Source organism: Streptosporangium sp. NPDC048886, from assembly GCF_055586905.1.
Genome location: NZ_JBVJHH010000001.1, coordinates 120,580 through 134,754 on the forward strand (window position 1 = coordinate 120,580; position 14,175 = coordinate 134,754).

Below are 14,175 nucleotides of genomic sequence, written 5' to 3' on the forward strand. Positions count from 1 at the left end.
CGGTGAGAGGCGGACGGCGGCCCGCCGGTGAGAGGCGGACGGCGGCCCGCGCGGGGCGGGCGGTCCGCGCGGCGAGCAGCGGAACGGTAGGCGGGCGATGAACTACGGCAGGATGCGGTTCGTCACCGGGTTTCTCGCGATCCCGGTGGCGCTCTATGTGATCTACGTGATCGCCCCCTACGCGCAGGCCTTCTACATCGCCTTCACCAACTGGCGCGGGGTGAGCGCGGATCCGCAGTTCGTGGGCCTGGAGAACTTCCGGAGACTCCTGGACGACGACGTCTTCTGGAAGGCGGTGGGGCACAACCTCATCCTGCTGATCCTGATGCCGCTGCTGACCATCGGGATCGCGCTGCTGTTCGCCTTCCTGCTCAACAGCGGAGGGCGGGGCGGCACCGGGGGCGTCTGGGGGTCGAAGTTCTACCGGGTGGTGTTCTTCTTCCCCCAGGTGCTGGCCGTCGTCGTGGTCGCGGTCCTGTTCCAGCAGGTCTTCCGGCCCGACCGGAGCGGCATGCTCAACGCGCCGCTGATCGCCCTCGGGTTCGAGCCGGTCGGCTTCCTGTCCGACACCGACGTCGCGCTCTGGGCGCTGCTGGGCGTGCTGGTCTGGCAGGCGGTCGGCTTCTACGTGGTGCTCTTCTCGGCGGGCATCTCCTCCATCCCACGTGACATGTTCGAGGCGGCGTCGATCGACGGCGCCGGGGGAGCGCAGCTGTTCTTCCGGATCACGCTGCCCCTGCTCTGGGACACCATCCAGGTCGGCTGGGTCTACCTCGGCATCGCCGCGCTCGACGTCTTCGCCGTCGTGTGGGTGATGACGGCCGAACACGGCGGGCCCGACTCCTCCACGACCGTGATGGCGGCGGAGATCTACCGCAACGCCTTCCAGTACTTCAGGTTCGGCTACGCCTCCGCGATGGGCGTGGTGCTGTTCTTCTTCACCATCGGGTTCGCGGCGCTGGCCCTGCGCCTGTCGCGGCGTGAGCGGATCGAGTTCTAGTGGCAGACGCGATGACTCCCACGGCAGACACGATGATCTCCCGGAGCCGGGCCTACGCCCGGCGGGAGCGCAGGAGGCGCCTGGGCCCCCTGTCGGCCCTGACGCACGTCGCGCTGCTGGTGTGGACGGTCCTGGTCGTGGTGCCGATCCTGTGGACGTTCCTGGCGTCGGTGAAGAGCGAGGACGAGATCTTCGGCGACGCCTGGTCGCTGCCGGCGTCCCTCCGCCTCGACAACTGGGCGCGGGCCTGGGAGCAGGCGCACGTGGGCCAGTACATGATCAACAGCATCGTCGTCGTGGGGGCCGGCACCTTCGGCACGATGCTGTTCGGCTCGATGGCCGCCTACGTGCTCGCCCGCTACCGCTTCCGCGGCAACCGGGCGATCTACCTGCTGTTCGTCTCCGGCCTGGCCTTCCCGGTCTACCTGGCGCTGACCCCGCTGTTCTTCGTCGTGCAGAACATGGGCGCGGTCCCGGTGATCGGCCGGTTCATCGGCCTCAACTCCCACGGCGGGCTGGTCCTGGTCTACATCGCCTACTCGCTGCCGTTCACCGTGTTCTTCCTCGCGGCGTTCTTCAGGACGCTGCCCGGGGCGGTGGCCGAGGCGGCCTTCGTGGACGGGGCCTCGCACACCCGGGTGTTCTTCCAGATCATGCTCCCGATGGCCAGGCCGGGCATCATCAGCGTGACCATCTTCAACGTGCTCGGCCAGTGGAACCAGTACCAGCTGCCGCTGGTGCTGCTGCCCGCCGACAAGGAGAAGTGGGTGCTCACGCAGGGCATCGCCGACATCTCCACCGCCGCCGGCTACGACGCGGACTGGTCGGCCCTGTTCGCCGCGCTCAGCATGGCCATCCTCCCCATGCTGATCGTCTACACGATCTTCCAGAGTCAGATCCAGAAGGGCCTGACGGCGGGGGCGCTCAAGTAGCCCGTTAACCTCCACTTAAGAAGATCCTATTTTGCGATTAAGGGGATACGGGTTGACGGGCGGGGCATTTCGGCGGTTAAGTTCGTTAGGAAACTTTCCTAACGAGCGGGCGAAGACTCCTCGCCTCCGGTCGTTCCTCCACCGTCCCCCTGGAGAGACACGTGCCCATCTCGTCAGATCCGCGCTCCGGCCGCCGGGTGCTGCGGCTCCTGCTCGCCCCGGTCGTGGTCGCCGCCCCGGTCCTGTTCGTCCACGCGGGTCCCGCGCACGCCGCCGGGCCGGCGCCGCGCCTGTCGGTGTCCTCGCCTGAGCCGGCGGCCGCCGGGGTCGACCTCACCGACCCGCGCAAGAAGGACATCGCCATGCAGCTCGTCTCCAGCGCGGAGAACTCCTCCCTCAACTGGAAGGCGCAGTACAAGTACATCGAGGACATCGACGACGGGCGCGGCTACACCGCCGGGATCATCGGCTTCTGCTCCGGCACCGGTGACATGCTCGACCTCGTCGAGCTCTACGCCGAGCGCAGGCCCGGGAACGTGCTCGCCAAATACCTGCCCGCCCTGCGCAAGGTCAACGGCACCGACTCCCACAAGGGCCTCGACCCGAACTACCCCAAGGACTGGGCCGCCGCGGCCAAGGACACGGCCTTCCAGCAGGCGCAGAACGACGAGCGTGACCGGGTCTACTTCAACCCGGCGGTCCAGCAGGCCAAGCAGGACGGCCTGCGCGCCCTCGGGCAGTTCGTCTACTACGACGCCATCGTCATGCACGGCGACGGGGGCGACCCGGAGAGCTTCAGCGCGATCCGCAGGAACGCCCTCAAGAAGGCCAAGCCGCCCGCGCAGGGCGGTGACGAGGTCAAATACCTGCACGCCTTCCTCGACGCCCGCAAGGTCGCGATGAGGGCCGAGGAGGCGCACGAGGACACCAGCCGGGTCGACACCGCGCAGCGGGTCTTCCTCAACAAGGGCAACCTCGACCTGGACACCCCGCTGTCCTGGAAGGTCTACGGCGACCCCTACACGATCAAGTGACCGGCCCCGGCGGGCGGGTCCGGCCCGCCCGCCGGTCGGGCGCCGGCGGGGTCACCGGGCCGGGAGGTTCTTCAGGGCCTCGCGGCGGCTCAGGCCGGTGATGCCCATGTGGTCGACGTAGCGGACGACCTCGTCGGGGTCGACCTTGGCGTATTCGCGCAGGGCCCAGCCGATCGCCTTGCGGGCGAAGAAGTCGATGTCGGACAGGCTCGGCGCGATGCAGGCGTAGAGCAGGCCGGTGTCGGTGGCGGACCTGAACCTGTTCTGGCAGAGGATGGCCGTGCGGCGCTTCCACAGGTCGTCGCCGTGGGCCCACTCCAGCATGAGCGGGCGCATCGTGTCGGGGAAGGCCGACAGCAGGCCGCCGACGCGGTGGACGGCCAGCTCGTCGACGTAGTCCCACCAGGCCCCGGTGACGATCATCTCTTCGTACATGGGGAGCGCGTAAAGGGTCTGGAACCTCCGGTACGGCCGGTGTCCGGTCAGCTCGATCGCCGCGTAGCGCTCCTCGCGGTATTCGGCGTCCCGCCACAGCGACAGGGCCGTCCTGCGCCATTCGGGCGCGCTCTCGATCGGGTGCTCGGCGAAGACCCTCCGCAGCGCCGTACGGCGAGGCCCGGCCTGGACGCCGAGGAAGGGCGTCTCCGACTTCATGTAGGCCCGCATCGCCGACGCCTTGGCCGGGTCGGCCACCTCGGTGAACGCGCGCCGCACCGCCTCGTGCAGGGTGTCCATGCCCGCTCGCCACTCCTCGTCCGCACCGTGGGCGGCCCGTCCCGCGCCGGCCGCCGCGCTCACCGGGCGGGCTCCGCCCCCGCTGTCATGCCCGCCCGTCACTCTCCGTCCGCACCGCCCGCCGCCGTCCGGCCGGGCGCGTCACGCGCTGTGGCTGCTCCGCTCGCCGGTCGCCAGGCCGTCGAACAGGACCGTGATGTAGTGCTCGGCGAGGCCGGTGGTGTTGAGGCGGCCCCCGGGGCGGAACCAGCGGACCGCCACCCAGATGGTGTCGCGGATCATGCGGTAGGTGAGCTTGGGGTCCACGTCGGCGCGGAACTGGCCGACGGCCTGGCCGCGCTTGATCTGCTCCACCCACATGCGCTCGACCTCGTCCTCGGCCTTGACCAGGTAGTCGAAACGGTCGCCGGGCAGGGAGCGCAGATAGTTCCAGTCGTTCTGCATGACGGTGATCGCCGCGCGGTGCGGTTCGAGGGTGCTGAACCCGATGCGCACCATCTCTGACAGGATTGCGCGGGGCTCGCCCTCCTGCTCCAGGGCCGCGCGATAGCGGCCGACGAGGTCGTCGAGGAAGGTGGTCAGCACCTCGTCGACGATCGTCTCCTTGGAGTCGAAGTGGTGGTAGAGGCTCCCGGACAGGATGCCCGCCTCCTCCGCGATCTCGCGGACGGTGGTCGCCTGGAAGCCCTTGCGGGCGAAAAGCTCGGCGGCGAGCTTGACGAGGTGGTCGCGGCGTTCGGAGGCGGAGCCGGATGAGGCCGCGCGCTTCGTCGTGCCCTGGCGCTTGACTGGGGTGGTGGTCGCGCCGCCGGAGTTCTTTCGCGTGTTCACCCCTCCATTATGAGCCCTTGCGCAATCGCTTGTTCACCTGAACGCGCCAGCTCATCCCGGTCTTTGTATGTGACCAAGCGCTTGCTACGCTTATTGTCCGCGGACAACGAAGGGACACGCAATGGCTGAGGCGTACATCGTCGGCGCGGTCCGGACCCCCGTGGGCCGCAGGAACGGCGGCCTGGCCGGCGCCCACCCCGCCGATCTGGGCGCCCACGTGCTCGGGGAGCTCGTCCGGCGCACCGGGGTGGACCCCTCGGCCGTGGACGACGTCGTGTTCGGCTGCGTGGACACCGTCGGCCCGCAGGCCGGGGACATCGCCCGCACCTGCTGGCTGGCCGCCGGGCTGCCGCAGGAGGTGCCCGGCGTCACGGTCGACCGCCAGTGCGGCTCCTCCCAGCAGGCGCTCCACTTCGCCGCCCAGGCCGTGCTGTCGGGCACCTGCGACCTGGTCGTGGCCGGCGGCGTGCAGAACATGAGCCGCGTCCCGATCGGCTACGCCATGACCGCCGGGCAGGCCCTCGGCGCCGACAGCCCGTTCGCCGGCTCCAAGGGCTGGTGGTCCCGGTACGGCGGGCAGGAGGTGTCGCAGTTCCGCGGCGCCGAGATGATCGCTTCCCGGTGGGACGTGTCGCGGCTCGACATGGAGGAGTTCGCCTACGAGTCCCACCGGCGGGCGCTGCGCGCCGTCGACGAGGGCCGGTTCGCCGCCGAGATCGCCCCGTACGAGGGTGTTGCCGTCGACGAGGGCCCCCGCCGCGACACCACGCCGGAGAAGATGGCCGCGCTCAAGCCCCTGGTCGAGGGCGGGCGCCTCACCGCCGCGGTCTCCTCCCAGATCTCCGACGGCGCCGCCGCCCTGCTCGTCGCCTCCGAGGAAGCGGTCCGGACCCACGGCCTGATCCCGCGCGCCCGCGTCCACCATCTGTCCGTCCGCGGCGACGATCCGATCATGATGCTCTCCGCGCCGATCCCCGCCACCGCGCACGCGCTGCGCAGGACGGGCATGTCGATCGGCGACATCGACGCCGTCGAGATCAACGAGGCGTTCGCCTCCGTCGTGCTGGCCTGGCTGAAGGAGACCGGTGCCGACCCCGCCAGGGTCAACCCCAACGGCGGCGCCATCGCGCTCGGCCACCCGCTCGGCGCGACCGGCGCCCGGCTGATGACCTCTCTCCTGCACGAGCTGGAGCGGACCGGCGGCAGGTACGGCCTGCAGACGATGTGCGAGGGCGGCGGCCAGGCCAACGTGACGATCATCGAACGGCTCTGAGAGCGCGCCCGGCACGGACGGGCGCCCGGCATGCGGCGGTGACCTGGCATGGACCGTTCCGGGCGGGACGGGCCACGGCCGCGCCCTCCCGTCCGTCCGGTGCCGGGCGTCGTCCGCCGGGGAGGTGACGGCCGGTTCCCGCGCGCGGCCGGTGCCCCGGCCCGGACGAGGTCTCGTCCCGGCGGGCTCTCTCCAGCCCCATGGATCACTTTGGTGAGTAAACCCTGAGTCAAATGCCCATGGTCAGCCCACTAGCAATTAGGAAAGTTTCCTATTAGATTTACGCCCAAGCCTCTGAGAGCGCTCTCTCTTGAGGTGCCACACAATGCGTTGTCTACGTGTCTTCGGCAGGGGATGCCGGTCGGCCGTCAGGCGAGGAGGGTGCATGAAACGCGGCCCAGAGCTGCTCCGTCTGGCGGACACGGTAGTTCTTCCGGGGTTCGAGGGGAAGACGCCGCCTGACTGGCTGCGCAGGCGTCTGGCCGACGGCCTGGCCGGAGTGGTGCTCTTCTCCAGGAACATCGCGACCCTGTCCCAGGTCGCCGAGCTGACGGCCGCGCTCCGCGCGGAGAACCCGCAGGTCATCGTCGGCGTCGACGAGGAGTCGGGGGAGGTCACGCGCCTGGAGGCCGTGGCCGGCAGCACCCGGCCGGGGAACTTCGCCCTCGGCGTCGTCGACGACACCGAGCTCACCGAGGAACTCGCCAGGGATCTCGGCCGCGACCTCGCCGCGGCGGGTGTCAACCTCGACTTCGCCCCTTCGGCGGACGTCAACTCCAATCCGGACAACCCGGTCATCGGCCTGCGTTCCTTCGGCGCCGACCCCGACCTGGTCTCCCGGCACACCGCCGCCTGGGTCCGGGGCCTGCAGTCCTCCGGCGTCGCCGCCTGCGCCAAGCACTTCCCCGGGCACGGCGACACCTCCGTCGACTCCCACCACGGCGTCCCGCTGGTCGCGGCCACCGCCGAAGAGCTCCACGAGATGGCGCTGCGGCCCTTCCGCGCGGCCATCGCCGAGGGTGTGCGCACGGTCATGACCGGTCACCTGCTGGTCCCCGCCTTCGACGCCGCCCTGCCCGCCACGCTCAGCGGCCGGGTGCTGCGCGACCTGCTCCGGGTCGAGCTGGGCTTCGACGGCGTCATCGTCACCGACGGCATCGAGATGGCGGCCGTCTCCGGCCCCTACGGCATCGGCGGCGCCTCGGCGCGGGCCATCGCCGCGGGCGCCGACGCGATCTGCGTGGGCGGCGAGCACGCCGACGAGCACACCGCGACCGCGGTCCGCGACGCCATCGTGGACGCCGTGATCGAGGGACGGCTCCCCGAGGAGCGGCTGGCCGAGGCGGCCCACCGGGTCTGCGAGCTCGCGCTCTGGGGCGTCTCCGCCGCGCGGGGGCGCTCCGGGGCCGCCCGCCCCGGCGACGCGGGGATCGGCCTGGCCGCCGCCCGGCGGGCCCTGCGGGTCACCCGCCGCTCGGCGACCGCGGTCCTCCCGCTGTCCGCCCCGCCCCACGTGGTCGAGCTCACCCCGGAGATGAACCTCGCCATCGAGAAGGACACCCCCTGGGGCGTCGGGGAGCCGCTCGGCAAGCTCCTGCCCGGCACCACGGTGACCCGCCTGAACGCCTCGGCCGCCACCGGCGGCGCGATCGAGGCCGCCCTCGCTGCCGCCGCCGAGCGCCCGCTGGTCGCCGTGGTCCGCGACGCCCACCGCCACCCCTGGCAGACCGACGCCCTCCACCACCTCCTGGCCGCCCGACCGGACGCCGTGGTGGTCGAGATGGGCCTGCCCGGCCGCTCCGACCTCGGCGCCGTCCACATCGCCACCCACGGGGCCGCCCGGGTCTGCGGCCAGGCCGCCGCCGAGCTCCTCGCCGGGGACGCCCAGCTCTGACCTCCGGCGCCGGGCCCGTGACACCGGAGGCCGGGGACGTCTCAGGCGGACTTCTCGGGGCGCTCCCATCCGCGCTCCGGCCGCCCGCGGGGGACCAGGGTCGGGTTGACGTTGCCGAGCACGGTCTCGCGGCTGATCACGACGCGGGCCACGTCGTCCCGGCCCGGCACCTCGTACATCACGTTGAGCAGGACCTCTTCGAGGATCGCGCGGGCCGCCCGGGCGCCGGTGCGGCGCAGCAGCGCCTGCTCGGCGATCGCGTCGACGGCGTCCTCGGTGAACTCCAGCTCGACGCCGTCGATCTCGAAGAGCCGCTGATACTGCTTGACCAGCGCGTTGCGCGGCTCGGTGAGGATCCGCGTCAGCGCCGTCCGGTCCAGCGGCCGGAAGGTCGACACCACCGGGAGGCGGCCGACGAGCTCCGGGATCAGGCCGAACTTCAGCAGGTCCGCGGGCATGACCCGGGCGAGGGCGTCCCGCTCGGCCGCCCTGTCCTCGGTGCGGGCCGGGGCGCCGAACCCGGCGCCCCGGTGGCCGGCCCGCTGCTCGATGATCCTTTCCAGGCCGTCGAACGCACCCCCGACGATGAACAGCACGTTGCCGGTGTCGATCTGGATGAACTCCTGCTGCGGGTGCTTGCGGCCGCCCTGCGGCGGCACGCTCGCGATCGTGCCCTCCAGGATCTTCAGCAGCGCCTGCTGGACGCCCTCGCCGGAGACGTCGCGGGTGATCGACGGGTTCTCGCCCTTCCGGGCGACCTTGTCGATCTCGTCGATGTAGATGATGCCGGTCTCGGCCTTCGCGATGTCGTAGTCGGCGGCCTGGACCAGCTTGAGCAGGATGTTCTCGACGTCCTCCCCGACGTAGCCGGCCTCGGTGAGCGCGGTGGCGTCGGTGATCGCGAACGGGACGTCGAGCATCCGGGCGAGCGTCTGGGCGAGGTGGGTCTTGCCGCAGCCGGTCGGGCCGATCAGCAGGATGTTGGACTTGCCGAGCTCGACCGGCTCCTCCTTCGCGGCCTGCCGCCCGCTCCCGCGGGCCCCCGGCCGGATGCGTTTGTAGTGGTTGTAGACCGCCACCGCGAGTGTCTTCTTCGCTGCGTCCTGCCCGATGACGTACTGGTCGAGGAAGTCGTGGATCTCCCGCGGCTTCGGCGGCTCCCACGGCTCGCCCCCGGCGGACTCGGCGAGCTCCTCCTCGATGAGCTCGTTGCAGAGCCCGACGCACTCGTCACAGATGTAGACGCCGGCCGGGCCCGCGATGAGCTTGCGGACCTGTTTCTGGCTCTTGCCGCAGAACGTGCACCTCAGCAGGTTGCCGTCACCGATGCGTGCCATTCGAGAACGTCTCCTCAACGGTTGTGCGGGCCGGGGTCCGGCCGGACCAGGTCGGGACCGGGTGTCAGAGGGTCACGGGCGGTGCCGCCGGGCGCCGGGTGCCCGGGGCGGAGGCGCTTCACAGGTCCACCGAGCCGTGCCAGACCGGCCGGCGGCACTCCGACGTCGGTCAGATCGATCTCGGGCGCACCACCCGCATCCGGTCCGACGCCGGTCATGGACACTCCATACTTCGAATGATCTGATCAGATGATCCCATCATATAGACGGCGACGATATCTTGAAGCGGAACGGGCGGACAACGCCGGAACGAGGGGGACGATGGGCCGGCTCACCAGGGCTGAGACGCAGGAGCGCAACCGCGCCAGGGTGCTGGCCGCCGCCCAGGACGAGTTCACCGAGCGCGGCTTCCGCGATGCCAAGATCGACGCGATCGCCGGGCGCGCCGGGCTCACCCGCGGCGCGGTCTACTCCAACTTCCCCGGTAAACGGGCTCTCTACTTCGCCGTCCTGGCCGACCTCGCCGAGCGCGCACCGTGGCCACCGCACCCGGAGCCGGGCCGCACCGCCCGCGAGGCGCTCGGCGCGTTCGCCCGCGCCTGGGTCGCCGGGCTCCCCCTCGCCACCGACGAACAGTCCAGTCCGGCCCGGCTCGGCTCGGACCTGATGTCCGAGATCCTGGTGGACGGGCGGACCCGGCTGCCATTCGCACAGCTGATGAGGTTCGACGCGATCCTGCTCGGGCTGGCCCTGGAGCGGCTGCGCCCGCCCGGGACGCCCGTCGGCCGCCTGGTGCGCGTGGCCGAGTCCGTGCTCACGACCCTGCACGGCGCGGGCCAGCTGGCCGCCGCCGCGCCCGGCTTCATCGAGCCCTTCAACGTCATCGGCGTCTGCGAGCAGCTCGCGGACCTCGACCTGGGCGACATGTGGCGGCCCCCGCACCTCCCCTACATCCCGCGGGCGCGGCCCGCCGACGAGCCGTGGTCCCCGCCGCCCGCCACGGACGTCATCCGCGGCGGCCCCGCGCGGCTGGCCGACGACGGCGTGGTGGCGGTCCTCGGGCTGCACCGGCTCGAGGCCGTCGAGGAGGCGGTGCGGGCCGCGCCGGCCGGAGCCGCGGTCACCGCCGTCCTGGTCACCGGCGACCCCGAGGAGCTGACGCCGCTGGCCCGGCTGGCCGTCGCCGGCCTCTGCGCCTGCCTGCGCCAGGCCTTCCCGCCCTCGGCGTGGCCGCCCCTGCGGGTGGTCCACGACGGCTCCGGCGCCCTCGCCGCGGCGGCCGGTGTGCCCGCCGTCAGCGACGGGACCGAGGCCGCCGTCCGCGTCGAGGCGGGCCGGATCGTCGCCCGGGCTGACGGCCGCGGCGCGTGCCACGCGGCCGCGTCGGCCGGCGGGACCATACCGGCCGAGGAGACCCGAAAAACGGACATACTTCGTAAAGGCCGGCCCGGTCTGGTCACGGACGCGGCAGACGGTCCAGTACGGCGTGCGCCTCGGACATGATCCGGCCGATCAGCTCCGCGCAGCTCGGCAGATCGTCGATCAGCCCGACGACCTGACCCGAGGCCATGACGCCCAGGTCCGCGCGCCCGTCCACCATGGCGGCCCGCAGCAGCATCGGGGTGTTGGCCGCCTGCAGGACCTGGGCCCAGGTCAGGTCGCGGCCGTGTCTCATCCGGCGGCCCTCGCGCACCATCCCGGCCCAGGACGTGCCCGACAGCCTCCTGAACCGGGCCCCGTTGGCGATCGCGCGGAGCAGGCGCAGCCGGGAGCGTTCGAGGGAGTCGACGAAGGGGGTGCGCAGGACGCGGTGCGGGACGCCGTCAACCCGGGTGGTGACCACGGTGTCGGACATGCCGAGGTAGACCTTCTTCACCTCCTCGCCGACCGGGGAGTCGGAGGTCAGCAGGAAGCGGGTGCCCATCGCGATCCCGCACGCGCCGTACGACAGGGCGGCGACCAGCCCGCGTCCGTCGAAGAAGCCGCCCGCCGCGATGACCGGGACGTCCACCGCGTCCACGACCTGGGGGAGCAGCACCGTGGTCGGGACGGCCCCGGTGTGCCCGCCGCCCTCGCCGCCCTGCACGATCACCGCGTCCACCCCCCAGGCGGCGACCTTCTCGGCGTGCCTGCGCGCACCGACCGAGGGGACCGTCACCACGCCGGCGTCCTTCAGCCGGGCGATGAGCTCTCGCCTGGGCGCCAGCGCGAACGACGCGACCCGGACTCCCTCACGGATCATGATGTCGATCCGCTCGCGCGCGTCGTCGGCGTCGGAGCGGATGTTCACCCCGAAGGGCGCGTCGGTCCGCTCCCGGACCGACCGGATCGCGGCGGTCATCTGCTCGACCGGCATCGTGGCCGCCGCGATGATCCCCAGGCCGCCAGCCGCGGAGGTGGCGGCGGCCAGCCGGGCGCCGGCCACGTAGCCCATGCCGGTCTGCACGATGGGGTGGCGGCAGCCGACCAGCTCGGTGAGCCGGGTGGTCAGGGTGGGCGCCGCGGGCCCGGCCGGGTCCGCGGCGCCGCCGGCGGGTACGGCCGGCCCGGGGCCGGAGGTCACGCGGGGGCCCCGCGCTCGCGCGGGGAGGCGGCGCCGGGGGGCCCGGGGGCCGCGGGGGCGCCGGGCGGGCCCGGGTCGGGGACCTCGCGCTCGCGCAGGGAACCGGGGTCGAGGACCTCGCGGAGGACGCGGAGCTCCTCGCCGGTGGGCAGGCGGGTCCGGGGGACCGTGTCCGGGACGGCGAGCGGGAAGCCGGTCCGCTCCACGACCTCCGCCACGGTGACGCCCGGGTGGACCGAGGCCAGGCGCATCGAGTGGTCGGGGGTGTCGAAGTCCAGCACGGCCAGGTCGGTGACCACCCGGCGCAGGTCGTGGTGGCGGTAGGCGCTCGGTCCCGCCTCGGCCGCGCGGTCGTGGCCGACGCCGCTGACCATGTCCACCTTCGGCACGAACACCCGGGGCGAGTGCTTGGGGATCCAGTAACTGGTCGGGCCGCACACGGTGTTGCCCGGGGCGCCGCGCACGCCGAGGAGCTGGGAGCGGGGCCTGGCCCAGTCGCCGATGCAGGAGATGTTGCTGTTGCCGTACCGGTCGAGCTGGCTCGCCCCCAGCATGACGTGCCGCCGGCCGTTGAGCACCAGCCACAGGTGGTCCCGGAGGGGCAGCCAGCCCTCGACCACCCCGGGCGTCTCGCCCAGCGGCGGCACGTCCCCGGTCAGCAGGCACGTCCCGTCATGGGTGATCAGGTCGGGCTCGAAGGTGAGCCGGGCCAGCCGGGCGGCCAGCAGGGTGAACGCGCCGCCGACGCCGGCGGCGAGGATCTCCCCGTCCCCCCGGAACGCCTCGGCGCAGGCGACGACGCACACCTCGGCGCGTGTGGCGGTGATCGTCACGTGTCCCTCCCGGGGGCCGGTGTCCTGAGCTGTCCGGTGCGGCGGCGCCGGAGGGGGCCGGCGCTCACGCGCCCTCCCGTGCCTGCCGTACGGCCTCCTGGTAGGAGGTCTCGTCGCCGGACAGGTAGCGCTCCCGGAACGCCTTCCACGCCTGCGGGTCGGCGGCGGCGGCCACGTAGGCCCGCTGGAAGGTCTCGTCGCGGCCGTAGTCCGGCTCGCAGGTGGAGAAGTGGGCGCCGCCGGGCGTCTCCACCACGCCGGTCACCATGGACCTGCTGATCAGCAGCGACTGGAGCGGGCCTTCCTTGAGCAGGTCGGCGGTGTCCACCAGGCGCTCGCAGGAGACGTAGCAGCGCTCGGCGGCCTTGGCGTAGAGGTCGTCGAAGTAGGGCTCGGGGCCGAGATACTGGGCGTTGCCGAGGCGGTCGGCCCGGTTGAGGTGGACGAGCGCGGCGTCCATGGTCAGCGCGGGGACCGCGATCAGCTCCTCGCCGTCGGGGTAGGGGGAGCGGACGGTCCGCAGGCCGGGGTTGACCCGCGTCACGTCCGAGCCGAGCCCGGCCCGGGTCGGCAGGAAGGGCAGCCGGTGCGCCGCCGCGAGCAGGCCGAACATGAACATGCCCTCGTCGTACTCGGTGAACTCCACGGCACCGCTCTGCCGGGCGGCCCGGAAGTGCGGTTCGAGGGGGATCGAGTCGAGCGTGACGAAGGGCGCGATCACCCTGCGGACCTTGCCGTGGGCGCAGAGCAGGCCGACGTCGGCGCCGCCGTAGGAGACGATCGTCAGGTCTTCGAGGGAGGAGCGGCACAGCGCGCGGACCAGGGCCATCGGCTTGCGCCGCGAGCCCCAGCCGCCGATCCCGACCGTCATGCCGCTGCGCAGCGAGCCGACGATCTCCTCGACCGACATCACCTTGCCGCTCATCGAACCTCCTCGCCCGGCGCCCCGTCCGTCCCGGCCTCGCCGGAGACGAACGCGTCGCGGTGCCTGTCGCCGGCGCCCATCAGGTTGAGCTCGAAGGTGAAGCCCTGCTCGAACCGGTAGCTGCGCCTGACGTCGACCGGGTCGATGCCGTTGAGCGACTCCTTGGCCCGGCGGATGACGTAGGGGTCCTTGGCGGCGATCGCGGAGGCGACGTCGAGGGCGGCCTCGCGCAGCTTGTCGCGGGGGACGACCTCCAGCACCGAGCCGAAGGCGCGCAGTTCGGCGGCGGTGACGGTGCGGCAGGTGTAGACCATGGCGCGCATCAGGTGCTGGGGGACCAGCCGGGCCAGGTGGGTGGCCGCGCCCAGCGCGCCGCGGTCCACCTCCGGCAGGCCGAAGTAGGCGTTCTCGGCGGCCACGACGATGTCGGCGTTGCCCGCCAGGCCGACGCCGCCGCCCAGGCAGAACCCGTGCACGGCGGCGATCACCGGGACCTCGCACTCGTAGACCGCCGCGAAGGCCGCCGCGCATCCCCGGTTGGCCCCGACCAGGGCGGCGTGCCCGGGGGTGGCCTGCATCTCCTTGACGTCCACCCCGGCGTTGAAGCCCCGGCCCTCGGCGCGCAGCACCACCACGCGGGTGACGGGGTCGCGTCCGGCCTTCCGCAGGGCCCGCGCCAGCTCGAACCAGCCCGAGACGGTCAACGCGTTGACCGGGGGCACGTCCATGACCACCTCGGCGACCGGTCCGCCACTGTGCAGAGTGATTCCCATCGCGCCTCACTGTATTCACCTAACGCTTGCTTGGTACGGTAGCAC

13 protein-coding genes are annotated in these 14,175 nt (G+C 72.3%); 6 read left to right on the plus strand and 7 right to left on the minus strand.

The genetic code is table 11. The features are described 5' to 3' along the window. Positions 1–97: 97 nt before the first annotated feature. The 3 genes from ACZ6R6_RS00475 (at position 98) to ACZ6R6_RS00485 (ending at position 2,966) form a co-directional block, all read left to right on the plus strand. On the plus strand, positions 98–1,000 hold the full coding sequence (locus ACZ6R6_RS00475) for a carbohydrate ABC transporter permease (protein ID WP_470088968.1): 903 nt from the start codon (positions 98–100) through the stop codon (positions 998–1,000). Positions 1,001–1,011: 11 nt separating this feature from the next. Continuing rightward, positions 1,012–1,932: a carbohydrate ABC transporter permease gene (locus ACZ6R6_RS00480; RefSeq protein ID WP_470088970.1), complete on the plus strand. Its 921-nt coding sequence runs from the start codon at positions 1,012–1,014 to the stop codon at positions 1,930–1,932. 161 nt (positions 1,933–2,093) lie between these two features. After that, positions 2,094–2,966, plus strand: a complete 873-nt coding sequence (locus ACZ6R6_RS00485; protein ID WP_470088971.1) for a chitosanase — start codon at positions 2,094–2,096, stop codon at positions 2,964–2,966. A 51-nt stretch (positions 2,967–3,017) separates the two neighbouring features. Here the strand turns inward: ACZ6R6_RS00485 and ACZ6R6_RS00490 are convergent, their stop codons facing one another. Further along, entirely contained in the window at positions 3,018–3,764 is a 747-nt protein-coding gene (locus ACZ6R6_RS00490) for a DNA alkylation repair protein (protein WP_470088972.1), read from the minus strand. 78 nt (positions 3,765–3,842) lie between these two features. Next, positions 3,843–4,532, minus strand: coding sequence for a TetR/AcrR family transcriptional regulator (locus tag ACZ6R6_RS00495; RefSeq protein WP_306856828.1), 690 nt, complete (start codon positions 4,530–4,532; stop codon positions 3,843–3,845). Positions 4,533–4,653: 121 nt separating this feature from the next. Between ACZ6R6_RS00495 and ACZ6R6_RS00500 the strand changes: the two genes are divergently transcribed. Together ACZ6R6_RS00500 and ACZ6R6_RS00505 are read left to right on the plus strand one after the other, a co-directional pair. Beyond that, positions 4,654–5,805 (plus strand): acetyl-CoA C-acetyltransferase, encoded by a 1,152-nt coding sequence (locus ACZ6R6_RS00500; protein ID WP_470088974.1) that lies wholly within the window; start codon positions 4,654–4,656, stop codon positions 5,803–5,805. A 385-nt stretch (positions 5,806–6,190) separates the two neighbouring features. Beyond that, the gene (locus tag ACZ6R6_RS00505; protein WP_470088975.1) at positions 6,191–7,699 is read left to right on the plus strand and encodes a glycoside hydrolase family 3 protein; all 1,509 of its coding nucleotides are present in this window, start codon (positions 6,191–6,193) and stop codon (positions 7,697–7,699) included. Positions 7,700–7,740: 41 nt separating this feature from the next. Here ACZ6R6_RS00505 and clpX read toward each other — a convergent pair whose 3' ends face one another. After that, positions 7,741–9,036 carry an ATP-dependent Clp protease ATP-binding subunit ClpX gene (gene clpX / locus ACZ6R6_RS00510; RefSeq protein ID WP_470088977.1) on the minus strand — a complete coding sequence of 432 codons (1,296 nt, stop codon included), beginning with the start codon at positions 9,034–9,036 and terminating at the stop codon, positions 7,741–7,743. Positions 9,037–9,357: 321 nt separating this feature from the next. On the opposite strand from clpX, the gene ACZ6R6_RS00515 reads away from it, so the two are divergent. Next, positions 9,358–10,539: a TetR/AcrR family transcriptional regulator gene (locus ACZ6R6_RS00515; protein WP_470088978.1), complete on the plus strand. Its 1,182-nt coding sequence runs from the start codon at positions 9,358–9,360 to the stop codon at positions 10,537–10,539. Here the strand turns inward: ACZ6R6_RS00515 and ACZ6R6_RS00520 are convergent. The 4 genes from ACZ6R6_RS00520 to ACZ6R6_RS00535 all read right to left on the minus strand — a co-directional run bounded on the left by ACZ6R6_RS00520 (position 10,493) and on the right by ACZ6R6_RS00535 (position 14,130). Beyond that, positions 10,493–11,599 (minus strand): NAD(P)H-dependent flavin oxidoreductase, encoded by a 1,107-nt coding sequence (locus ACZ6R6_RS00520; RefSeq protein ID WP_470088980.1) that lies wholly within the window; start codon positions 11,597–11,599, stop codon positions 10,493–10,495. The two genes, ACZ6R6_RS00515 and ACZ6R6_RS00520, sit on opposite strands and share 47 nt — an antisense overlap. Further along, entirely contained in the window at positions 11,596–12,426 is an 831-nt protein-coding gene (locus tag ACZ6R6_RS00525; RefSeq protein WP_470089505.1) for a CoA-transferase subunit beta, read from the minus strand. The genes ACZ6R6_RS00520 and ACZ6R6_RS00525 overlap by 4 nt, the downstream gene beginning before the upstream one ends. 70 nt (positions 12,427–12,496) lie before the next feature. Continuing rightward, positions 12,497–13,357, minus strand: coding sequence for a CoA transferase subunit A (locus tag ACZ6R6_RS00530; protein WP_470088981.1), 861 nt, complete (start codon positions 13,355–13,357; stop codon positions 12,497–12,499). Beyond that, positions 13,354–14,130, minus strand: coding sequence for an enoyl-CoA hydratase family protein (locus tag ACZ6R6_RS00535; protein WP_470088983.1), 777 nt, complete (start codon positions 14,128–14,130; stop codon positions 13,354–13,356). The genes ACZ6R6_RS00530 and ACZ6R6_RS00535 overlap by 4 nt, the downstream gene beginning before the upstream one ends. Positions 14,131–14,175: the final 45 nt, after the last annotated feature.

What these genes read in the sequence shown, in the direction of transcription:
- ACZ6R6_RS00475 (WP_470088968.1), top strand. Translation starts at nt 98, where the DNA reads ATGAACTACGGCAGGATGCGGTTCGTCACCGGGTTTCTCGCGATCCCG.
- ACZ6R6_RS00480 (WP_470088970.1), top strand. Translation starts at nt 1,012, where the DNA reads ATGACTCCCACGGCAGACACGATGATCTCCCGGAGCCGGGCCTACGCC.
- ACZ6R6_RS00500 (WP_470088974.1), top strand. Translation starts at nt 4,654, where the DNA reads ATGGCTGAGGCGTACATCGTCGGCGCGGTCCGGACCCCCGTGGGCCGC.
- ACZ6R6_RS00505 (WP_470088975.1), top strand. Translation starts at nt 6,191, where the DNA reads ATGAAACGCGGCCCAGAGCTGCTCCGTCTGGCGGACACGGTAGTTCTT.
- clpX (WP_470088977.1), bottom strand. Translation starts at nt 9,036, where the DNA reads ATGGCACGCATCGGTGACGGCAACCTGCTGAGGTGCACGTTCTGCGGC.
- ACZ6R6_RS00515 (WP_470088978.1), top strand. Translation starts at nt 9,358, where the DNA reads ATGGGCCGGCTCACCAGGGCTGAGACGCAGGAGCGCAACCGCGCCAGG.
- ACZ6R6_RS00530 (WP_470088981.1), bottom strand. Translation starts at nt 13,357, where the DNA reads ATGAGCGGCAAGGTGATGTCGGTCGAGGAGATCGTCGGCTCGCTGCGC.
- ACZ6R6_RS00535 (WP_470088983.1), bottom strand. Translation starts at nt 14,130, where the DNA reads ATGGGAATCACTCTGCACAGTGGCGGACCGGTCGCCGAGGTGGTCATG.